Below are 21,107 nucleotides of genomic sequence, written 5' to 3'. Positions count from 1 at the left end.
TCCCCTGTCGGCCCGTCAGCGAAAGCCGTGGCACGGCCGGTCCGGGGCCGGACCGACCGGACTCGCCGGACTCAGGCGTCGACCTTCTCCATGACCTCGTCGCTCACATCGAAGTTGGCGAAGACGTTCTGGACGTCGTCGCTGTCCTCGAGCGCGTCGATGAGCTTGAAGATCTTCCGCGCGCCGTCCTCGTCCAGCTCGACCTGCATGGTCGGGACGAAGTTGGCGTCGGCCGAGTCGTAGTCGATGCCGGCCTCCTGGAGGGCGGTACGGACCGCGACCAGGTCGGTGGCCTCGCTGAGCACCTCGAAGGACTCACCGAGGTCGTTGACCTCTTCGGCGCCCGCGTCCAGGACCGCGCCCAGGACGTCGTCCTCGGACAGCTCGCCCTCGCCCTTGGAGACGACGACGACGCCCTTGCGGTTGAAGAGGTAGGAGACGGAGCCCGGGTCGGCCATGGAGCCGCCGTTGCGGGTCATCGCGACGCGTACGTCCGATGCCGCGCGGTTGCGGTTGTCCGTGAGGCACTCGATGAGCACCGCGACGCCGTTCGGGCCGTAGCCCTCGTACATGATCGTCTCGTACTCGGCGCCACCGGCTTCGAGACCGGCGCCGCGCTTGACCGCGGAGTCGATGTTCTTGTTCGGGACCGAGCTCTTCTTGGCCTTCTGGATGGCGTCGAAGAGGGTCGGGTTCCCGGACACGTCGGCGCCGCCCGTGCGGGCCGCGACCTCGATGTTCTTGATCATCTTCGCGAAGAGCTTGCCGCGCTTGGCGTCAATCACGGCCTTCTTGTGCTTCGTCGTAGCCCATTTAGAGTGGCCGGACATCTGCCTGTCTCCTTCGCGTTACCCAACCTGTACGAACGCAGAGATCCTACAAGGATCCCACCGCCGCGTTCCCCCGCACCATCCCGACGAACAACTCGTGCACCCGGTGGTCGCCCGTCAGCTCCGGGTGGAACGACGTCGCGAGCGCGTTGCCCTGGCGTACGGCGACGATGTGCCCCTCGTGCTCGGCGAGCACCTCGACGCGCGCGCCGACCGACTCGACCCAGGGGGCACGGATGAAGACACCCTCCACGGGGTCGCCGTCGATGCCCGCGATGTCGACGGCCGCCTCGAAGGACTCGTTCTGCCGCCCGAAGGCGTTGCGGCGCACGATCATGTCGATGCCCCCGAAGGTCTCCTGCTCCGAGCGCGGATCGAGGATCTTGTCGGCGAGCATGATCATGCCCGCGCAGCTGCCGTAGACCGGCATACCGCCGCGCACGCGCGCGCGAAGGGGCTCCATCAGGCCGAAGAGGGCAGCCAGTTTGGAGATGGTGGTGGACTCGCCGCCCGGGATGACCAGGCCGTCCACATCGGCCAGCTCTTCGGGGCGCCTGACCGGCCTGGCCACGGCGTCCGCCGAGGCCAGGGCGATCAAGTGTTCCCGTACATCGCCCTGGAGTGCCAGGACGCCGACTACAGGGGTGTCATTCATCTACGGAGTGCCTTACCAGCCGCGGTTCGCGTAGCGCTCGGCCTCGGGGAGCGTGTCGCAGTTGATGCCGACCATGGCCTCGCCGAGGTTGCGGGACGCGTCCGCGATGATCTTGGGGTCGTCGTAGAAGGTGGTGGCCTTCACGATGGCGGCGGCGCGCGCGGCCGGGTCGCCCGACTTGAAGATGCCGGAGCCGACGAAGACGCCCTCGGCACCGAGCTGGCGCATCAGGGCGGCGTCGGCGGGGGTGGCGACGCCACCGGCCGAGAAGAGGACCACCGGCAGCTTGCCGAGCTCGGAGACCTCCTTGACCAGCTCGTACGGGGCGCGCAGGTCCTTGGCTGCGGCGTACAGCTCGTTGTTGTCGAAGCCGCGCAGCTTGGCGATCTCGTTCTTGATCTGGCGCAGGTGACGCACGGCCTCGACGACGTTGCCGGTACCGGCCTCGCCCTTGGAGCGGATCATGGCCGCGCCCTCGGCGATGCGGCGCAGGGCCTCGCCCAGGTTGGTGGCGCCGCACACGAACGGGGTCGTGAAGGCGAACTTGTCGCTGTGGTTGACCTCGTCGGCCGGGGTCAGCACCTCGGACTCGTCGATGTAGTCGACGCCGAGCGACTGGAGCACCTGGGCCTCGACGAAGTGGCCGATGCGGGACTTGGCCATGACCGGGATGGAGACGGCCTCGATGATCTCTTCGATCATGTTCGGGTCGGACATCCGGGCCACGCCGCCGTCCTTGCGGATGTCGGCGGGGACCCGCTCCAGGGCCATGACGGCCACGGCGCCGGCGTCCTCGGCGATCTTCGCCTGCTCGGCGTTGACCACGTCCATGATGACGCCGCCCTTGAGCTGCTCGGCCATGCCGCGCTTGACGCGCGCGGTGCCGGTCTCGGGCGACTGGTTGCTGCTGGAAGGGGTGCTGGACACGGAGTTGACCTCGCTCGCTGAAGACGGGTTCCTGCGACTACGAGGAGACTCCCTGCGACCAGTCCACAGCAAGGGCCAATGGGTGACCGGTGGCTCATTTTTCCCCAACGCACCTGGTCAGCGAGGATACGGGGGTGCTACGCGGTCAGGCGGTGGGCTCTACGCGGCCGCGCGGTCCACCAGCGCGACCGGCGGTTCGTCGTCCATCTCGAAGGCCATGGGGAACGGCGCGTGGCCCGCGAGGCGGAACCAGCGGACCTTGCGGTGCCTGCGCAGGGCGCGTGCCGCGCGTACGGCGTCGTTGTGGAAGCGCCTGGCCATCGGCACCCGGCGCACGGCCGCAGCCAGCTCGGTCGCCGCCTCGTCGCCGCCGGGGGCCTCGCGGATCACCTCGACCTGCTGCGCCTCGCCGAAGATCGCGCGCAGCGCCTGGCTGAGCTCGCTCTCGGCGACCTCGCGGTGCTCCTCCTCCGCCTGCCGGGCCGCGTGCGCCGCTTCGTAGAGCACGATGGAGGCCGCCGGGTCGAGCACCCCCGAGGTGGCCAGCTCCTGGGCGACCGAGGCACGGCGCAGCAGCTGGGCGTCGAGAGCGGCGCGGGCCGCGTCGATGCGCGCGTGCAGCCGGTCGAGTCTGCCCGCGGTCCAGCTCAGGTAGAGGCCGATCGCGAAGAGGGCTACCGCGATCCAGATCAGTGTCGAGGTCACCGGCCCGAGGCTAGTCCAGGCGGCCCGTCCGCATGACCGCCGGGCCCACCGGAGCGGCGGCGATCAGTCCCGTGCCAGCCCGAAGCGCGCCCGGAAGCCCGAGCGTTCATCGGCGGCCACCGCCGCCGCTCCGTCCGCGACCGTCTCGTACACCGAGAGGATGTCGGCGCCCACCGTCGACCAGTCGAAGCGGCGCACGTGCTTGCTCCCGCGCTCCCGCAGCTCCTCGCGGCGCGCGGGGTCGCCCAGGAGGCGCAGGGCCGCCGCGGCCAGCGAGTCCGCGTCCTCGTTGGTGAACAGGTCGCCCGCGGCGCCCTGGTCGAGGACCTGCGCGAAGGCGTCCAGATCACTGGCCAGGACGGGTGCGCCCGCCGACATCGCCTCGACGAGGATGATCCCGAAGCTCTCGCCCCCGGTGTTGGGAGCGACGTACACGTCGACACTGCGCAGCAGCCGCGCCTTGTCCTCGTCGCTGACCATGCCGAGGAACTCCACGCGCTCGCGCATCTCGACGGGCAGCGAGGAGACAGCCTCATGCTCGTCGCCGCGTCCCGCGACGAGCAGCCGGGTGTCCGGGCGCTCCGCGAGGATCTTCGGCAGCGCCTTCATCAGCACCGGAAGGCCCTTGCGCGGTTCGTCGATGCGCCCGATGAAGCCGATCGTGCCGCCCTGCCACTCCGCCTTGGGCTCGGCCTTCGTAAAGAAGTCGACGTCCACGCCGTTCGGGATGACGACCGCGTCGCCGCCCAGGTGCTCGACGAGCGTGCGGCGCGCGTACTCGCTGACCGCGATGCGCGCGCGGATCTTCTCCAGGGCGGGCTGCAGGATCGGATACGCGGCGATCATCGCCCGGGAACGCGGGTTGGACGTGTGGAAAGTGGCCACAATCGGCCCCTGCGCCGTCCAGCACGTGAGCAGCCCGAGCGATGGCGCGGTCGGCTCGTGGATGTGGACGACGTCGAACGTGCCGTCGTGCAGCCAGCGCCGCACCCGCGCGGCGGAGAGGAACCCGAAGTTGAGCCGGGCCACCGAGCCGTTGTACGGCACGGGAACGGCGCGGCCCGCCGACACGACGTACCGCGGAAGGGGGGTCTCGTCGTCCGCGGGGGCCAGTACGGACACCTCGTGCCCGAGGCGGATCAGGTGCTCCGCCAGGTCGCGGATGTGGAACTGGACGCCGCCCGGCACGTCCCAGGAGTAGGGGCAGACGATGCCGATCCTCACGGGGTGGTCCCCTCGGCGAGGTGCCCGGAACCGTCGGCGGGCCCCTTCGCGGGGTCGAGATCAGCGAGCCACAAGCGCTGCAGCATGTGCCAGTCCTCCGGATGATCGGCGATACCCGTGGCGAAGGCGTCTGCCAGCGCCTGCGTCATGACAGACGTCTTCTCCGTACGGGTACCTGTCTCGGGGACGTCGATGGGGGCGTGAACACGCCCTTTCATGATGGGTGTCTCGTCGTACCAGAGGGTCACAGGCAGCAACAGCGCCCCCGTCTGCTGCGCGAGGATCGCGGGCCCCGCGGGCATCCGCGCGGTGTCCCCGAAGAACTTCACCTCGACGCCGGACGCCGAGAGGTCCCGGTCGGCGACGAGACAGACCAGGCCGCCCGCGCGCAGCCGCCGCGCCAGCGTGCCGAAGGCCGAGCCGCCCTCGTGCGGCAGGACCTCCATGCCGAGGCCCTCGCGGTAGGCGACGAAACGGTCGTACAACGTCTCGGGCTTGAGCCGCTCGGCGACCGTCGTGAACGGAGTCTCGAGTTTCGTGGTGACCCACGCGCCCGCCAGGTCCCAGTTGCCCAGGTGCGGAAGCGCCAGAATGACGCCCTTGTCGGAGGCGAGGCCGTCCGTCAGGTGGTGCAGGTCCGTGCCGTCGAAGCCTTCCTTGATGCGCTCCCGGCTCCACGACGGCAGCCGGAACGACTCCATCCAGTAGCGCAGGTACGAGCGCATGCCCGCCCTGGACAGCTCGGCGAGGCGCTGCGGGCTCGCGTCGGGCACCACGCGCGCGTAGTTGGCCTCAAGACGCAGGACGCCCTTGCCGCGCCGCTTCCACACGGCATCGGCGATGGTCCGGCCCAGGCGCACCGCCACCGGTTCGGGGAGCTTCTTGACCGAGCTCCAGGCGGCTCCGTAGAGCGCGTCGGTCAGCCGGTCCTTCACGGCGTGGCCTCACTGCCCTGCGCGGCCCCCGTGGCCGCGTCCGCCTCGGCGGACTCCCTGCGCACGGTCACGACACGCTGGACGAGGGTGACGAGGCTGCCGACGGCGACGATCCACAGGGCGATGGGCAGCAGTACGTCGATGCCGGGCACCCCGAACTTGTGCAGCCCCGCGAGGCCCGCGGCGACCAGCGCGATCACCAGGCGCTCGGCGCGCTCCACCAGGCCGTTGACCGCGACGGGCAGGCCGATCGCCTCGCCGCGCGCCTTCGTGTACGAGACCACCTGGCCGCTGGCCAGGCAGAAGATGGAGACGGCGCACAGGACGTCGTTGTCGCCCGAGCCCGCGTACCAGAGCGCGAGGCCGCCGAAGATCGCGCTGTCGGCGACCCGGTCGAGCGTCGAGTCGAGGAAGGCTCCCCAGCGGCTTGAGCGTCCCAGCTGCCGCGCCATGTTCCCGTCGACGAGGTCGGAGAACACGAAGAGCGTGATGACGATCGTGCCCCAGAACAGCTCTCCGCGGGGGAAGAAGACCAGCGCGCCCGCCACCACACCGGCGGTACCGATGAACGTGACCGCGTCGGGGCTCACGCCGCGACGGATGAGAAACGCGGCGAACGGTGTGAGAACACGCGTGAAGAATGCACGCGCGTACTTGTTCAGCATGGCCTTCCCGAGGGGTCGGTGAGCCGCGCGGCCCTGTTGGCCACCGGCTGGCCCATCGTAGTCACGCCCTTGACGGACCGGCTCGCCCCCTCACGATCGCGTACGACGTATGGACGCACAGTGACCCGAGTGGAAAGCTCGAAAGCACCGCGGGCGTCGCCGGAGCCGACCCGCACACGGCCCCCGCGTGTCCGCGAGCAGCCAGCATCCCCGAGGGGGCGGTGCCTCCTCACCGCGCACGTGACCGGGAGGCCAAGGCATGGGCGACAAGGCGAACGGACATACCGGAGCCGCCGGCAGGGCTACAACGGCCGACCACCCCGCGTCCGTACGGAATGTGGTGCTGGTCGGCCACAGCGGATCGGGCAAGACGACTCTGGTGGAGGCCCTCGCGCTGACCGCGGGGGCGGTGAACCGGGCGGGCCGTGTGGAGGACGGGACCGCCGTCTCCGACTACGACGACATAGAGCACCGGCAGCAGCGCTCCGTGCAGCTGTCCCTGGTCCCCGTCGAATGGGACGGCTACAAGATCAATCTCCTGGACACCCCTGGGTACGCCGATTTCGTCGGCGAGTTACGGGCCGGTCTGCGCGCAGCGGACGCGGCCCTTTTCATCGTTTCGGCGGCGGACGGCGTGGACGGCGCGACCCGCATGGTGTGGGAGGAGTGCGCGGCGGTCGGCATGCCGCGGGCCATCGTGGTGACCCACCTGGAGGCGGCCCGCGCCGACTTCCGGGAGATGACGCGGACCTGCGCCGAGGCTTTCGGCGCCGACGACCCCGACGCCGTACTGCCGCTGTACCTGCCGCTGCACGGCGCCAAGGGTCCTGACGGGCACGCGCCGGTGACCGGCCTGGTCGGGCTGCTCTCGCAGCGGACCTTCGACTACGCGTCCGGCGAACGCAAAGAGTCCGAACCCGGCGAGGACCAGCTCCCGCTCATCGAGGACGCGCGCAACAAACTGATCGAGGGGATCATCGCCGAGAGCGAGGACGAGTCCCTCATGGACCGCTATCTCGGCGGCGAGGACATCGATTTCAAGACCCTCGTGGACGATCTGGAACGCGCCGTGGCACGCGGCACCTTCCACCCCGTGCTCGCGGCCGCCCCCGCGTCCGACGGCGCCCGGCAGGGCATCGGCACGGTGGAGCTCCTGGAGCTGATCACGGGCGGCTTCCCCACGCCTCTAGAGCATCCGGCGCCCGCCGTCACCACACCGGGCGGCCAGGCGCGGCCCGCGCTGACCTGCGATCCCGGGGGACCGCTCGTCGCCGAGGTGGTGAAGACCGCGTCCGACCCGTACGTGGGGCGTGTCTCGCTCGTACGCGTCTTCTCCGGCACCCTGCGTCCCGACGAGACCGTGCACGTCTCCGGGCACGGCCTGGCCGACCGCGGCCACGAGGACCACGACGTCGACGAGCGCATCGGCGCCCTCTCCTCCCCCTTCGGCAAGCAGCAGCGCACGCTCACCAGCTGTATCGCGGGCGATCTGGCCTGCGTCGCCAAGCTGAACCGCGCCGAGACGGGCGACACCCTTTCGGCCAAGGACAACCCGCTCCTGATGGAGCCCTGGGACATGCCCGACCCGCTCCTGCCGCTCGCCATCCAGGCGCACAGCAAGGCGGACGAGGACAAGCTCTCCCAGGGGCTCTCCCGCCTGGTCGCCGAGGACCCGACGATGCGACTCGAACAGAACCAGGACACCCACCAGGTGGTGCTGTGGTGCCTGGGCGAGGCGCATGCGGACGTCGCCCTGGAGCGCCTGCGCAGCCGGTACGGCGTGCAGGTCGACGTCGTGAGCCACAAGGTCTCCCTTCGGGAGACGTTCGCGGGCAGGTCGGGTGGACGCGGCCGTCATGTGAAGCAGTCCGGCGGCCACGGCCAGTACGCGATATGCGAGATCGAGGTCGAACCGTTGCCGGGCGGCAGCGGCATCGAGTTCGTCGACAAGGTCGTGGGCGGCGCCGTGCCCCGGCAGTTCATCCCGTCCGTCGAGAAGGGCGTGCGCGCGCAGGCCACGAGGGGTGTGGCCGCCGGCTACCCCCTCATCGACGTGCGCATCACGCTGCTCGACGGCAAGGCGCACTCGGTGGACTCCTCCGACGCCGCGTTCCAGACGGCGGGCGCGCTCGCCCTGCGCGAGGCGGCGGCCGACGCGAGGATCCACCTTCTGGAGCCGGTGGCCGAGGTGCGGGTCCTGGTCGGCGACGACCACGTGGGGGCGGTGATGAGCGACTTCTCGGGGCGCCGCGGCCGGGTGATCGGGACCGAACAGGCACCCGGCGGGCGCACGCTCGTACGAGCCGAGGTGCCCGAGATCGAGATCGGGCGCTACGCCGTGGACCTGAGGTCCCTCTCCCAGGGCACCGCGCGTTTCAGCCGCTCGTACGCACGCCACGAACCCATGCCGCCACAGATCTCCGAGAGGATTCGTGAACAGGCCCAGGACGTCTCCTAGTTGAGAATTTCCGGGGGACGACCCACCGGATGCCGCCAGTTACGCCCTGCGCGAGCGGGTGGCATCCGGATGTCCCCTGCCGGATGTCGGTGCGCACAGATACGCTGATGACCTGATCAACAGGTGTGCCAGGCAGGGAAGTCGGGAAGAGCCGCAGCAGTGAAGGTCTTGCGGCGATGGGGGCGGCAGTGGCGGACGACGTATTCGACTTCAGGCCCGGGGCCCAGGTCCCGCTGTCCGGGGCCGCAGGGCAGACGGCGGCTACCCACGCCCTGGCCTCGGCCGCGTACCGCGACGACAAGGCCGCGAAGATCCTCGACGCCAACAACGAATGGCACAAGTCCGAGGTCAAGGACGGCCTCTTCTCGCTCTTCGCGCCGAATCTGGGCGAGGCGTTCTCGCGGGCCGTGCAGGTCCGGATGCTCGGCGGCGCCCGTAAGCCGCTGATCCAGTCCTTCGGCATGGAACCGCAGTCGATCGTCGAGCACTGCCTCGCGGCGAACAACATCCGCAAGGAGCGCGACCGCTGGCTCACCGTCGTGATGGTGCTGTGCGGGCTGCTCTTCCTGCCCGGACTCCTCGTCTGGCTGCTGCTCTTCGCCGCCAAGCAAGCGGTCATCAAGCGGGACAACAAGCGGGCGAGCGCACTCGCCACGGCCGTCCTGGTGGCCGTGGGCGTCCTCGCCGTGATCTTTCTCATCAAGCTGCCGATCCACGGCTTCCTCGGCTGGTACATACGCGCGGCGATCGTCATCCCCGTGGTGGGCTGGTTCTGGGCCAAGCTGATCGCCGAGCGCACCGCCAGAGACCTGCGCGAGCGCTGGTCGAGTCTGCTCTCCGGCGGTGGCATCGGCGCCAAGATCCCCGAGGCGGTGCCGGGCAGCCCGGGCGAGACGGCCGCCGAGCAGCTCCGGCAGGGCCTGGCCCGCCTCTCCGCCGAGCAGCAGAGCAACTCGGTCTTCTACGCGGGGCCCAAGGGAATACTGGGCATGGGCACGCGCTGGGGCAGCTGGCAGCTCGCCGAGGAGCTGGTCCCCGGCAAGGAGGGCACGGAGATCCACCCGTTCCGCAGCTGGGACATCATCCGGGCGGTGCACGACCAGCTGCGCCTCATCGAGCGCGGCCAGCTGCACACCGGAGGCTTCCCGACCCCGTCGATAAAGCACTGGATCGTCTCCCCCATCGGGGAGAACGCGGGCGCGGTGTCCCGCCCCAGCGGCACCGAGGTCGAGGCCTTCCAGGTCCGGGGCCACGAGATACAGCGGATCTGCAACGAGCAGCAGTTCGGCGGCGGCGACCGGCACTATCTGGGCTGCCAGTTCACCCTCTGGGACGGCCAGTTGGTCATCACGATGCTGATCACGGTGACCGTCCTGCACGAGACCCTGCGCATCGAGGTCACAGGCCACGCGCTCGGCCCGGTCCACTCCCTGTTCACCAGCAAGCCAAGCCCGAAGGTCAAGAAGGTCTCCAAGCCCATCAAGTTCTGGGAGACCACGGAGCGCAAGCTGCCGCTCGTCAACGCGGACGAGGTCGTACGCCTCGCGCTCCGCGCCCCCTTCACCTGGTACCCGCCGGTCCTTGACCACCTCGGCGGCAAGCTGGTCCTGCCCGAGCCCTTCGGCCTGCGGCACGCCTGGGCCGACAAGCCGTGGCGGCACCGCTTCATGGCCGACGACGCGCTGCGCGCGGCCACGCCGGTGCTCCGCGTGGTGCACTCGGCGGCCATCAAGGTCCTCGAGGAGAACGGCGTGGACACCGAGAAGTTCGGCAACCGCTCCGGCCTCCTCAGCGGAATGATCCAGGACCCGATGCCGAGGAAGGCGGACGTGTACGACGCCTAGCGAGCGGTGGGCCAGGCGTCGGCGAGCATCGTGCGGGTGTCCGCGAGGAGCTGCGGAAGGATCTTCGTGTGCCCGACGACCGGCATGAAGTTCGTGTCCCCGCCCCAGCGCGGCACGATGTGCTGGTGCAGATGCGCGGCGATGCCGGCGCCCGCCACCGAGCCCTGGTTCATGCCGATGTTGAAGCCGTGCGCGCCGGACGCCGTCCGCAGCGCCGTCATGGCCTGCTTGGTGAGCTCACCGAGCTCGGCCGTCTCCGGGGCGGTCAGCTCCGTGTAGTCGGCGACGTGGCGGTAGGGCACGACCATCAAATGACCGCCGTTGTACGGGTAGAGGTTGAGCACCGCGTACACCTGCTCGCCGCGCGCGACGACCAGACCGTCCTCGTCGGATTTGGCCGGGATGGAGCAGAAGGGACAGCCGTCGTCGGCTCCCGGACCGCTCGGCTTGTTCTCGCCCTGGATGTACGCCATCCGGTGGGGCGTCCACAGGCGCTGGAACGCGTCCTGCGTCCCCACTCCGATCTGCTGCTCCGGCTCACTCGTCATGCAGTGAAGCATATGACTTGGCCCGATCGAACCGTGTCGGCGGGGCGCCCGCCGGGCGCAGCACCGCGAAGCTGGGGCGATGACCGATGACAGCCGTCAGGCGCGCTGGGAGAAACGCACGGAGGCACTGCTCGCGGTGGCCTCGCTCCTCTACTTGACCTCGTACGCGGTACTGGTCCTGGCCTCGGGGCTGCCCGGGGTGTGGCGCGGCGTCTGCCTCACGGTGCTTTTCGCGGCCTGGGCCGCGTTCGCCGTGGACTACGCGGTGCGGTGGCGGCTGAGCGGCCAGGGCCTCGGCTTCGTACGCACCCACTGGCTGGACACCCTCGTCCTCGTCCTGCCCCTCCTTCGCCCGCTGCGCGTCGTGCACATCTACGAGAGGGTCCAGCGCAGGCACGGCAGGCCGCGTCTGGCGCTGCACGCGCGCGTGGTCACGTACGCCGGTCTTTCGGCGCTGCTTCTCGGCTTCGCCGCGTCCCTCGGCGTCTATCAGTACGAGCACGCGGCGAAGGGCGCGACGATCCGTACCTTCGGGGACTCCGTGTGGTGGGCGTCGGCCACGCTCGCGACCGTGGGCTACGGCGACGAGACACCCGTGACGCCGATGGGGCGCCTGATCGCGGTGGGTCTGATGTTCTGCGGCCTCGCGCTGCTCGGCGCGGTGACGGGGTCGTTCTCCTCGTGGCTGCTCCAGGTGTTCGCGCGGGAGGACGACGAGAGGCCCCCGGGGCGCTGAACGTCCCGGGGGCCTCTTTCCCGCCTGCTTCCCGCCTGTTCCCCGCCTGGGCGGGGACGGATCACACCTGCTCGCGGCTCTCCACCACGTCGAGGAGCTTGGCGAGCGCCTGGTCGCGCGGAATGCCGTTCTCCTGCGAGCCGTCGCGGTAGCGGAAGGAGATCGTGCCCGCGTTCATGTCGTCGTCACCGACGATGATCATGAAGGGGACCTTCAGCTTCTGCTGCGTCCTGATCTTCTTCTGCATGCGGTCCGAGGAGGCGTCCACCTCGACCCGCAGGCCCTTCTTCTTGGCCTCGGCCGCGAACTCCTGGAGGTAGGGGATGTGCGCGTCCCCGACGGGGATGCCCACCGCCTGCACCGGAGCGAGCCACGGCGGCATCGCGCCCGCGTAGTGCTCCAGGAGCACCGCGAAGAACCGCTCGATCGACCCGAAGAGCGCACGGTGGATCATCACCGGACGCTGCTTGGTGCCGTCCGGCGAGGTGTATTCGAGGTTGAAGCGCTCCGGCAGGTTGAAGTCGAGCTGCACGGTCGACATCTGCCAGGTGCGGCCGATGGCGTCCTTGCACTGCACGGAGATCTTCGGGCCGTAGAAGGCGGCGCCGCCCGGGTCGGGGACCAGCGGCAGGCCCTGCTTCTCGGCGACCTTGCGCAGCGTCTCGGTGGCCTCTTCCCAGACCTCGTCAGAGCCGACGAACTTCTCCGGGTCCTTGGTGGAGAGCTCCAGGTAGAAGTCGGTCAGGCCGTAGTCGCGCAGGAGGTTCAGGACGAAGGTGAGCGTCGTGTCGAGCTCGTCCGCCATCTGCTCCTTGGTGCAGTAGATGTGCGCGTCGTCCTGGGTGAAGCCGCGGGCACGGGTCAGACCGTGCACGACGCCCGACTTCTCGTACCGGTACACCGTGCCGAACTCGAAGAGGCGCAGCGGCAGTTCACGGTAGGAACGCCCGCGCGCATCGAAGATCAGGTTGTGCATCGGGCAGTTCATGGGCTTGAGGTAGTAGTCCACGCCCTCGTCGAGCTGCATGGGCGGGTACATGCCGTCGGCGTACCAGTCCAGGTGGCCCGAGGTCTCGAAGAGCTTCCCCTTGGTGGCGTGCGGGGTGTAGACGAACTCGTAGCCCTCCTCCTCGTGGCGGCGCCGCGAGTAGTCCTCCATGACCCGGCGGATGATGCCGCCCTTGGGGTGGAAGACCGCGAGGCCCGAGCCGATCTGCTCCGGGATGGAGAAGAGGTCCAGCTCGCTGCCGAGCTTGCGGTGGTCGCGCTTCTCGGCCTCGGCGAGGAACTCCAGGTGGGCCTTGAGTTCGTCCTTGGTGGGCCAGGCGGTGCCGTAGATGCGCTGGAGCATCGGGTTCTTCTCGCTGCCGCGCCAGTACGCGGCGGCGTTGCGCATCAGCTTGAACGCCGGGATGTTGCGGGTGGTGGGCAGGTGGGGACCGCGGCAGAGGTCCTTCCAGCACAGGTCGCCGGTCTTCGGGTCGAGGTTGTCGTAGATGGTCAGCTCGCCGCCGCCCACCTCGACGTCCGCGCCGTCGTCGCTGGACGCGGAGCCCTTGATGCCGATGAGCTCCAGCTTGTACGGCTCGTCGGCGAGCTCCTCGCGGGCTGCCTCGTCGGTGACGACGCGGCGCGAGAAACGCTGGCCACGCTTCTGGATCTCCTGCATCTTCTTCTCGATGGCCTTGAGATCCTCGGGCGTGAACGGCTTCTCGACGTCGAAGTCGTAGTAGAAGCCGTTCTGGACCGGCGGGCCGATGCCCAGCTTGGCGTCCGGGAAGAGCTCCTGCACGGCCTGCGCCATCACGTGAGCGGCCGAGTGGCGCAGGATGTTCAGGCCGTCCTCGGAGGAGATCTCGACCGGCTCGACCTCCTCGCCGTCCTGTACGGCGTACGCGAGGTCCTTCAGCTCGCCGGCCACGCGGGCGGCGACGATGGTGCGCTCACCGGAGAAGAGTTCGGCGGCCGTAGTGCCCGTCGTCACCACGCGCTCTTCCCGCTCGGAATCGCGTTGGATGATCACACGGACGTCTGACACCGGTCTTCTCCTACCTGAAGGGGGTCGCGGCAGATCTGCTCCTGCACGCGATACGAATCGTACCGAGCCGGGGGCGCCCATCGCGAAACGGTTATCTCCCCGACCCAGCCCGCACCCTGCCCGCACCCCGACCGTGCCCCGCCTCAGTCCCCGCCGCACGCCTCCTCGAAGAAGTCGAGATGCTCCTGGAGCGACTTCATCAGGCGGTCCTTCTCCGACTCGTCCACCTGCACCGGCACCACTCCCGATGCCCCGGTGAGCCGCCGGAAGCCGCCCCGGCTCTCCAGACGGCCGTGCACCCGGATCGGCAGCCCCACCAGGTGGGCATGGCCCGCGATGCGATACGACTCCTCGTCAAGCGTCATGCGTACGTGCGGGACGTCCACCCCCGCCAGCACCCGGACCCGCACCGTGCCCTCGCCCCGCGGCCCCGAACGCCGCATCCGCACGACGGCCCCCGTGATCCGCACCGGCATCGACGGCTCGTCCCGCAGATAGCGGGCGCCCGCCTCCCGGAGCACCGGCAGGTCACCGGGCGAGAACTCGACGGGCTCGGCGTCCACGGCGCACCCGTCGGGCACCCCGGCGGCGGGCGCCCACTCCACGGCGACCCGCGCCCCTTCCGTGCCCCGCACCAGGGCCACGACGGCCTCCGTCAGCTCATGGCTGACGCCCGCCTCGACGGCTCCGTCGAAGGCGTCCATGCCGCCGGTGGCGCGGTGGTAGTCGACGGCCTCGCGGACCGCGTACAGCGCCTGGTGCAGCCGCACCGCGAGAAGACGACCGGTCAGGACGGGCACGAACGCGGTGAGCTTGCGCCCGCCGGGAGCGGGCCCCACCAGGACGTTCTCCAGGGACGCGGCCGCGGGCCCGCGGTGCCGCGCCCCGTAGTACCCGGCACGGCCACGCGCCGCGAGGGCGCCCGCCAGCAGCATCTGTCGCGCCGCCGCCCTCAGTTGCTCCTCCGCCGGCCAGGTCGCGGCGCCCGCGGGCCCCGCGGGGACATCGCGCCACCAGCGGATCTCGTCGCTGGGCACGGTGAGCCCGACGAGCACATCGCGCGCGGACGGCGACGCGCTGCGCGACAGGGCGGTGAGCGCCTCGCCGAGCAGGTCGTCGCAGTCGGGGAAGCCTCTGTTCTCGGGCACGAGCAGGCTCGTGCCCGAGCCGCCGGGTCCCGGCGGGCTCCAGCGGGTGTAGCGTCCGGCCGCTCCCCCGCGCCGGTTCCAGCCGTGCCGGTCGAGCAGCGCGCCGAGCACGGCGGGGTCGACCTGCGAAGGGTCGGGCGGGCCCAGGGAGCTCCGGGGATCGGGCCAGGCGCCCGCGGCTTCAACGGGGTGCGGGCGAGCGGGGCGTAGCGGCTCTTCGATCGGGCGGTGCATCAGGGTCTCCCTCCCGTCCCGACCCGCGTCATGATCTCGCAGAGGGCCTTGTCGTCGAAGATCCGCGAGGTCGGGACGCGCACGGTGGTCCTGCGCCGGCCGGTCACCTGGTGTCCGGCGAGGTTGGTCCAGTAGCAGCAGTGCCGCAGGTCGAGCCGGTCATGACTGGCGCGCAGCCAGTCGTCCTGCGACCGGGGCACGAGCATCACGACCAGGATCTTGTGCACCGCGACCGGGGTGCGGGCGAGCTTCTCCAGGTGCGGGTTGTCGAGCGTGAAGGAGAAGGCGGCGCCCAATCGATCCAGCCGGGCCGAAGGCCCTTCCGTAACGGGTGGCGGGCGACGGGAGGGCGGATTCGGCGGTATTTGGTACGTGCACTTGAGCTGCACCTTGATGGTGACTTCGTCGTCGACCGTGTGCCCGGGGGCGCTGTGGCTGACGTGCCAGTCGATTCCGTTGTCCGGGAAGGGCTGCGAGAGGGAGCACCCCGCCGCGGCGGCGACGGCGTGCAGATAACCGACCTGAAGGGTCTCCATACAGGCGGTGGTGGCGAGTGTGCCGCGCGGCGGTGCGATCCGCTCGGGCAGCAGCCCACCCTGTTCGGGCTGCGCGAGCGCCATGTTCAACGTGCCTTCCGAACCAGTGAATCCCCACTGAGGGCCGGTCAACTTCCAAACCCTGTACCTCTGTTGTCTCCGGGCCGCGTACAGCGCAAACGGCCCGGGTATCACCAGCGTGGGCAGGGGAGGAAAGCCATCTGCCGGACATGAACGAGGAGTTGCGTCACTATGACGTGCTGGTACGAGGGGCCCTTGGCCGCATTCGACACCGAGACCACGGGCGTCGACGTCGAGACCGACCGCATTGTGTCGGCCGCCGTCGTCGTCCAGCAAGGCGTGGGCACCCGCCCGCGCATCACCCGCTGGCTGGTGAACCCGGGCGTTCCGGTGCCCGAGGGCGCCACCGCGGTACACGGCCTCACCGAGGAACATCTGCAGCACAACGGCCGGTGGCCCGCGCCGGTGATGGAGGAGATAGCGAGGGAACTGGCGGAGCAGGGCGCGGCGGGCCGCCCCATCGTCGTCATGAACGCTCCCTTCGATCTGACGATCCTGGACCGGGAGTTGCGCAGGCACCGCGCGTCGTCGCTCGACCACTACATGGCGGGCTCGCCGCTGTGCGTCCTGGATCCGCGGGTCCTGGACAAGCAGCTCGACCGGTATCGCAAGGGCCGTCGCACGCTGACGGATCTGTGCGCGCACTACGCGGTGGAGCTTGACGAGGCGCACGACGCGGCGGCCGACGCGCAGGCCGCGCTGGATGTCGTGCGTGCCGTGGGGCAGCGTTTCGCCTCGCGGCTCGAACGGCTCTCGCCGGCCGAGCTGCACGCGCTGCAGGCGGTGTGGCACGCGGCTCAGGCGCGCGGCCTGCAGGCCTGGTTCGCGCGCAGCGGTACGCCGGAAACGGTGGATCCCGCATGGCCGCTGCGTCCCGAAATGCCTGCGGCGGCCTGAGGATTACCGGCCCGGCACCAGCTGAGGGCATGAAAAAACCGGTCCGTCGGTGACGGACCGGCATTCTCCGGGTGGGCGATACTGGGTTCGAACCAGTGACCTCTTCGGTGTGAACGAAGCGCTCTCCCACTGAGCTAATCGCCCGGGAACGGACTGAACAATACAGGTCTTCGCGGGTTTCCTTCAAACCGCTTCCGCGAGAGCCGTCAGCCCCGCCTGAGGTGCGCCTTCAGGCCCCGCTCGCCCGCGCGCATCATCACCGCGTGGTTGAGGAGGAAGACGGGTCTCCCGGGAACGGCGAGGCGTCGCATCAGTGGTTTGCGCACCACTACTTCCTGGTCGTAGACCGCACGCGTCCCGCCGGGCACCGTCGTGACGGTCCACCGCGCCCAGCCTTCCAGATCCCCGGTCATCGCGACCTCCAGGATCCCGGCCTCCGGGTCGTGGCGCCGTTCCTCCCCGGTGACGAGCAGGTCGTACGGCAGGAAGGAGCGGAAGCGCGCGGTGCCGGTGTGCTCGTCCACGGGCGCCACCTCGCGCACCTGTGGCCACCATGCCGGATAGTCCTCGGCGCGTTCGAGGACGGCGTACACGTCGGCGGTCGGCGCGGGTACGTTCCAGACGCTGCGGAAACGGTAGTGGCTCCAGTCCATGGACCGAGTCTGCCGGTAGGAGGCCGATCTGAGTACGTACTGAGTATCCGAACCGATGCCCGCCGCAGTGTCCTGGACCACACTCCACCGACATGACGAACATTCCGCCCCCGGCCGAGGAGCTCCGCATCCTCGATCTGGAGCTGCGTCGACTCGACGCGCGCAGGACGCAGTTGCTGCGGCGCCGCGCCTGGCTGCTCGGCGCCCTCCAGACGGCGGCCGGGCCCGCTCCCGCTCCTCCGCGGCCGGTCCGCGCCCCCGAGGCCGCTGCGCCGAACGTGCAGAACGTGCTGCTCACGCTGGGCGGCATCCTGCTGACGATCGCGGCGATCGCCTTCACGCTGGTGAGCTGGGGGCACCTGGGCATCGGCGGGCGCAGCGCCGTCCTCGCGGCCGTGACGCTGACGGCGCTGGGCGTGCCCGCGCCGCTGCTGCGCCGGAAGCTGCGTGCGACGGCGGAGACGGTGGGCGCGCTCGGCCTGGCCCTGACCGTCCTGGACGCGTACGCCGTTCATGCCGTCGCCCTGCCTCAGGCCGACGGCATCGGCTATGCGGCGGCGGCGTCCGCCGTGCTCGCCGCGCTGTGGGCCGCGTACGGCCTGGCGTTCCGCGAGCTGCGGCTGCCTCTGCCGCTGGCCGTGGCGACCGCGCAACTCCCCTTGTTCCTCTGGGCGCGAGCCGTGGACGCGGGCGACCACGCGACGGTGGCGGCTCTCCTGGTGACGGCGGCGTTCGACGTCGCCGTCGCGCTGCGGGTCGGCGACGCGGGCGTACGCGTCATCGCGACCGTCGGCGCCTGCGCCGCGGGCCTGTGGGGCGCCATGGGCGCCGGCCACCTGTCCTGGGCGGCCGCGGATCTGCCCGACGCGGCGCGGGCGAGCGGGCTCCTGATCCTTGCGGCGGCGATCGCGCTGGTGGCTGCGTGGCTGATCACGGAACCTCCGCAGGCGTCGGGTGCGGCGTTCGCGGGAGGTCTGCTCGTGGTGGCCGGGGCCGGTGGCGTGCTGCGCGAGACGCTCCCCGCCGCGTGGACGGTTCCCTGCTATCTGGCGTGCGCCGTCGCACTGTTGGCGGTCGTACGCACCGCCTTGCCCCGCCCTGTCCTGCGCGGGATCGCCGGGTCGGCGCTCCTGGTGCACGCGCTGGCGGCGCTGTGGACGCTGCCCGCGCTCGTCTCCGCCCTTGCCGGGCCCGCGCGTTGGGCCGGGAAGGTGTGGTCGGGTGCGCCGGACGGCATGGGTGACGCCACCTCTGTGTCCGGACTGCCCGTGCAGCACCCCGCCGTGGCCTCGCTCGTCCTCGCGGTCGTCGCCGGGACCCTGGTCACGGCACCCCGGCTCCTGCCCAGGGCCGCGGCACCCGCCGACCCTGCCGCCCGGCGGCCGGACCACCCCGGCACCGTCCGCTCCGGCGCCCTGGCTCTCGCCTGGGCCGCCGCCCTCATCCTCCCGTCGGCGCTCCAACTCCCCTACGCGGCTGGAGTGGCGGCGTACGTCGCGCTCACCGCCGCCCTGCTCGCCGTCGCGTCGCGCGTGGGATCGAAGACGGTTGCCCTCACCTCGTTGAGCCTGGCCGTCGCGACCTCGGTGAGTGCCGCGTTCCTGGCGCTGGCCAGCGCTGAGGCCACCCTCGGCACATTCAGCGCTCTGGCAGCGCTGTCGCTGGCGGCGACCGTGCTCGCCGCCCGCCGGCCGGAGGCCACTGCGGGCGTGGCAGCCACCACCGCCTGCGCCACGATCGCGTACGCCACCGCGCTCGCCTGCGCCTCGGGGGCCGCCCTGGACCTGCGAGTGGATCACACGGGGCTCCTGGTGCTCGCCGTCCCGGCGCTCGGCGCCCTCGTCGCGGCCCGGCTCGGCCGGCATCCGCTGACGCTGCCGGTCGAGATCGCCGGGGCGCTCGCGGGCGTACTCGCCGTCGTCCTCACCGCGGAGCACGCGACGACCCTCGCCCTGGCCCTCGCGCTCGGCGGTGTCATCGCCGCGGGGACCGCGCTCCGCACGGACCGCCGCCCTGTCGGGTACGCGGCCGGGGCGCTGTTCCTCCTGGCGACCTGGGTACGCCTGGCCGCCTGGAACGTGGACACCCCGGAGGCCTACACCCTGCCGGTCACCGTCCCCGCGCTCCTGATCGGCGCGCTACGGCTGCGCCGCGTACCGGAGACGTCCTCCTGGACGGCCTACGGCCCCGGCCTCACGGCGACGCTCCTGCCGAGCCTCGTCGCCGCCTGGAGCGACGCGCACTGGCAGCGTCCGCTCCTTCTCGGCGCGGCGGCCCTGCTGATCACTCTGGTGGGTGCCCGGCACGGGCTGCAGGCTCCGCTCACGCTCGGCGGCGCGGTACTCGCTCTGGTCGCGCTGCACGAACTCGCGCCCTACATCGTCCAAGTGGTGGACGCCCTGCCGCGCTGGCTGCCGCCCGCGCTCGCCGGACTCCTGCTTCTTGCCATAGGCGCGACGTACGAACAGCGTATGCGCGACGCGCGCCGGGTCCGGGACGTTCTCGGCAGAATGCACTGACCCGCCTTTGCCACATCTCAGCCGACGGGGCATCAATTCTCTTGCGCCGCACGGGAAATCGAGCCAATACGACTGCGGCCCGAAGGCTTAAAGCCTTCGGGCCGCAGTTCCGGGGTGGGCGATACTGGGTTCGAACCAGTGACCTCTTCGGTGTGAACGAAGCGCTCTCCCACTGAGCTAATCGCCCCGGGCGCACGGAGAACATTACCGCATGTCAGCGGGTGCCTCCGACCGCCGTGGAGTCACCCGGAGGTCACTCCTTGATCTTCCATGGCATCTCGAAGCCGAACTTCCAGACGTAGATCCCGACGAGCACGGCGATGATCACCAGACCGACGGTCGTCAAGATGATGTTCCGGCGGCGCACCTCGGGGTCGAGCGCACGCTGCGCCGCCTCGGTGACCTTCCGCTTCGTCCAGCGAAGGACCAGCTGAGCCCAGACGAACTCGGTCGCCCAGATCGCCATTCCACCGAAGATCACGAGCCAGCCCGGCCCGGGCAGCGGCAGCATGATGATGCCCGCGACAACCACCGCGAGGCCGACGATGAACACGCCCACCTGCCAGCTGAGGTGCAGCGCCTTGCGGGCCTGGATGAACTCCGGCGCACGCGATCCGAGCGGCTGTTCGTCCTTCGTGCCGGTGATTGCTTCGGCAACCTCCGGCTCGTTACTCCCCGTATTCATACGGCCAAACCCTACCGGACGGAAACCCATCACCGGAATGGCCGTACGCGCCGAACAAACAACCCGCCGAACGAGCTACCTAAAGACACCCAAAACCCTCAGAGGGGTTTACAACGACACCGTAGGTGGCATGTCGATTTCGCCGACGTGCGAATCCCCGAGCGCACACTGAGCGAAAGGCCCTGGCGCTTATGAACACCACGGTCAGCTGCGAGCTGCACCTGCGCCTCGTTGTGTCGAGCGAGTCCTCACTGCCTGTCCCCGCAGGACTGCGGTATGACACGGCCGATCCCTACGCCGTGCACGCCACCTTCCACACCGGAGCCGAGGAAACCGTCGAATGGGTGTTCGCCCGCGACCTCCTCGCCGAGGGCCTGCACCGGCCCACCGGTACCGGCGACGTCCGAGTCTGGCCGTCCCGGAGCCACGGTCAGGGTGTTGTCTGCATCGCCCTGAGCTCCCCCGAGGGTGAGGCTCTGCTCGAGGCCCCGGCGCGGGCTCTTGAATCGTTCCTGAAGCGCACCGATGCGGCCGTGCCTCCCGGCACGGAACACCGCCACTTCGATCTGGATACGGAGCTCTCGCACATCCTGGCCGAAAGCTAGCCAAGGCCGCGCGAGAGCGCCCGGCGCCGTCCGACTCGGGGCGACGGCTCGGGCATGACAATCGAACAGAGCAGACACACCGGCGGGGGGGGGGGGGGGGGGGGGGGGGGGGGGGGGGGGGGGGGGGGGGGTGGGGGGGGGGTGGGGGGGGGGGGGTGGGGGGGGGGCGGAGCGGGGCGCCCCT

19 protein-coding genes and 2 tRNA genes are annotated in these 21,107 nt (G+C 70.5%); 6 read left to right on the top strand and 15 right to left on the bottom strand.

Features of this window, described 5'->3' with window-relative positions; genetic code table 11:
• Positions 1 to 71: 71 nt before the first annotated feature.
• The 7 genes from ACZ5CR_RS09335 to pgsA all read right to left on the bottom strand — a co-directional run bounded on the left by ACZ5CR_RS09335 (position 72) and on the right by pgsA (position 5,941).
• Entirely contained in the window at positions 72 to 830 is a 759-nt protein-coding gene (locus ACZ5CR_RS09335; protein WP_389914855.1) for a YebC/PmpR family DNA-binding transcriptional regulator, read from the bottom strand.
• A gap of 46 nt (positions 831 to 876) precedes the next feature.
• Positions 877 to 1,485 (bottom strand): pyridoxal 5'-phosphate synthase glutaminase subunit PdxT, encoded by a 609-nt coding sequence (pdxT, locus tag ACZ5CR_RS09330; RefSeq protein ID WP_468855271.1) that lies wholly within the window; start codon positions 1,483 to 1,485, stop codon positions 877 to 879.
• A gap of 12 nt (positions 1,486 to 1,497) precedes the next feature.
• Positions 1,498 to 2,412: a pyridoxal 5'-phosphate synthase lyase subunit PdxS gene (gene pdxS, locus ACZ5CR_RS09325; RefSeq protein WP_393466186.1), complete on the bottom strand. Its 915-nt coding sequence runs from the start codon at positions 2,410 to 2,412 to the stop codon at positions 1,498 to 1,500.
• Between the two features lie 159 nt (positions 2,413 to 2,571).
• The gene (locus ACZ5CR_RS09320) at positions 2,572 to 3,117 is read right to left on the bottom strand and encodes a LemA family protein (protein WP_468855269.1); all 546 of its coding nucleotides are present in this window, start codon (positions 3,115 to 3,117) and stop codon (positions 2,572 to 2,574) included.
• A 63-nt stretch (positions 3,118 to 3,180) separates the two neighbouring features.
• Entirely contained in the window at positions 3,181 to 4,341 is a 1,161-nt protein-coding gene (locus ACZ5CR_RS09315; protein WP_468855267.1) for a glycosyltransferase family 4 protein, read from the bottom strand.
• Positions 4,338 to 5,276, bottom strand: coding sequence for a phosphatidylinositol mannoside acyltransferase (locus ACZ5CR_RS09310; protein ID WP_468855264.1), 939 nt, complete (start codon positions 5,274 to 5,276; stop codon positions 4,338 to 4,340). Before ACZ5CR_RS09310 ends, ACZ5CR_RS09315 begins: the two co-directional genes overlap by 4 nt.
• Positions 5,273 to 5,941, bottom strand: a complete 669-nt coding sequence (gene pgsA / locus ACZ5CR_RS09305; protein WP_468855262.1) for a phosphatidylinositol phosphate synthase — start codon at positions 5,939 to 5,941, stop codon at positions 5,273 to 5,275. Before pgsA ends, ACZ5CR_RS09310 begins: the two co-directional genes overlap by 4 nt.
• 259 nt (positions 5,942 to 6,200) lie before the next feature.
• Between pgsA and ACZ5CR_RS09300 the strand changes: the two genes are divergently transcribed.
• Both ACZ5CR_RS09300 and ACZ5CR_RS09295 read left to right on the top strand, forming a co-directional pair.
• Complete coding sequence (locus ACZ5CR_RS09300; protein WP_468855261.1) at positions 6,201 to 8,399, top strand: elongation factor G-like protein EF-G2; 2,199 nt, start codon at positions 6,201 to 6,203, stop codon at positions 8,397 to 8,399.
• 176 nt (positions 8,400 to 8,575) lie between these two features.
• Positions 8,576 to 10,243, top strand: coding sequence for a hypothetical protein (locus ACZ5CR_RS09295; RefSeq protein ID WP_468855259.1), 1,668 nt, complete (start codon positions 8,576 to 8,578; stop codon positions 10,241 to 10,243).
• On the opposite strand, the gene ACZ5CR_RS09290 is transcribed toward ACZ5CR_RS09295, so the two are convergent.
• Positions 10,240 to 10,803, bottom strand: a complete 564-nt coding sequence (locus tag ACZ5CR_RS09290; RefSeq protein WP_468855257.1) for an HIT family protein — start codon at positions 10,801 to 10,803, stop codon at positions 10,240 to 10,242. The genes ACZ5CR_RS09295 and ACZ5CR_RS09290 overlap by 4 nt on opposite strands.
• 67 nt (positions 10,804 to 10,870) lie before the next feature.
• Between ACZ5CR_RS09290 and ACZ5CR_RS09285 the strand changes: the two genes are divergently transcribed.
• Entirely contained in the window at positions 10,871 to 11,527 is a 657-nt protein-coding gene (locus ACZ5CR_RS09285) for a potassium channel family protein (protein WP_468855254.1), read from the top strand.
• Positions 11,528 to 11,588: 61 nt separating this feature from the next.
• On the opposite strand, the gene thrS is transcribed toward ACZ5CR_RS09285, so the two are convergent.
• The 3 genes from thrS to ACZ5CR_RS09270 form a co-directional block, all read right to left on the bottom strand.
• Entirely contained in the window at positions 11,589 to 13,565 is a 1,977-nt protein-coding gene (gene thrS / locus ACZ5CR_RS09280; protein ID WP_468855251.1) for a threonine--tRNA ligase, read from the bottom strand.
• A gap of 143 nt (positions 13,566 to 13,708) precedes the next feature.
• The gene (locus ACZ5CR_RS09275) at positions 13,709 to 14,950 is read right to left on the bottom strand and encodes a hypothetical protein (protein ID WP_468855526.1); all 1,242 of its coding nucleotides are present in this window, start codon (positions 14,948 to 14,950) and stop codon (positions 13,709 to 13,711) included.
• Positions 14,947 to 15,567, bottom strand: coding sequence for a DUF4365 domain-containing protein (locus tag ACZ5CR_RS09270; RefSeq protein WP_468855249.1), 621 nt, complete (start codon positions 15,565 to 15,567; stop codon positions 14,947 to 14,949). Before ACZ5CR_RS09270 ends, ACZ5CR_RS09275 begins: the two co-directional genes overlap by 4 nt.
• Before the next feature lie 168 nt (positions 15,568 to 15,735).
• Between ACZ5CR_RS09270 and ACZ5CR_RS09265 the strand changes: the two genes are divergently transcribed.
• Complete coding sequence (locus tag ACZ5CR_RS09265) at positions 15,736 to 16,461, top strand: exonuclease domain-containing protein (RefSeq protein WP_468855246.1); 726 nt, start codon at positions 15,736 to 15,738, stop codon at positions 16,459 to 16,461.
• 72 nt (positions 16,462 to 16,533) lie between these two features.
• Here ACZ5CR_RS09265 and ACZ5CR_RS09260 read toward each other — a convergent pair.
• Together ACZ5CR_RS09260 and ACZ5CR_RS09255 are read right to left on the bottom strand one after the other, a co-directional pair.
• Positions 16,534 to 16,605 (bottom strand) — tRNA-Val (locus ACZ5CR_RS09260).
• A 62-nt stretch (positions 16,606 to 16,667) separates the two neighbouring features.
• The gene (locus ACZ5CR_RS09255) at positions 16,668 to 17,114 is read right to left on the bottom strand and encodes an SRPBCC family protein (protein ID WP_468855243.1); all 447 of its coding nucleotides are present in this window, start codon (positions 17,112 to 17,114) and stop codon (positions 16,668 to 16,670) included.
• A 92-nt stretch (positions 17,115 to 17,206) separates the two neighbouring features.
• On the opposite strand from ACZ5CR_RS09255, the gene ACZ5CR_RS09250 reads away from it, so the two are divergent.
• Entirely contained in the window at positions 17,207 to 19,633 is a 2,427-nt protein-coding gene (locus tag ACZ5CR_RS09250) for an SCO7613 C-terminal domain-containing membrane protein (RefSeq protein ID WP_468855240.1), read from the top strand.
• 115 nt (positions 19,634 to 19,748) lie between these two features.
• On the opposite strand, the gene ACZ5CR_RS09245 is transcribed toward ACZ5CR_RS09250, so the two are convergent.
• Positions 19,749 to 19,820 (bottom strand) — tRNA-Val (locus tag ACZ5CR_RS09245).
• 66 nt (positions 19,821 to 19,886) lie between these two features.
• Positions 19,887 to 20,318, bottom strand: a complete 432-nt coding sequence (locus ACZ5CR_RS09240; protein ID WP_468855237.1) for a TIGR02611 family protein — start codon at positions 20,316 to 20,318, stop codon at positions 19,887 to 19,889.
• A 191-nt stretch (positions 20,319 to 20,509) separates the two neighbouring features.
• On the opposite strand from ACZ5CR_RS09240, the gene ACZ5CR_RS09235 reads away from it, so the two are divergent.
• Complete coding sequence (locus tag ACZ5CR_RS09235) at positions 20,510 to 20,923, top strand: SsgA family sporulation/cell division regulator (RefSeq protein ID WP_003959770.1); 414 nt, start codon at positions 20,510 to 20,512, stop codon at positions 20,921 to 20,923.
• Positions 20,924 to 21,107 lie beyond the last annotated feature (184 nt).

This window comes from Streptomyces sp. NPDC031274 (assembly GCF_055570235.1).
This window is presented reverse-complemented; position numbering and strand designations above follow the sequence as displayed.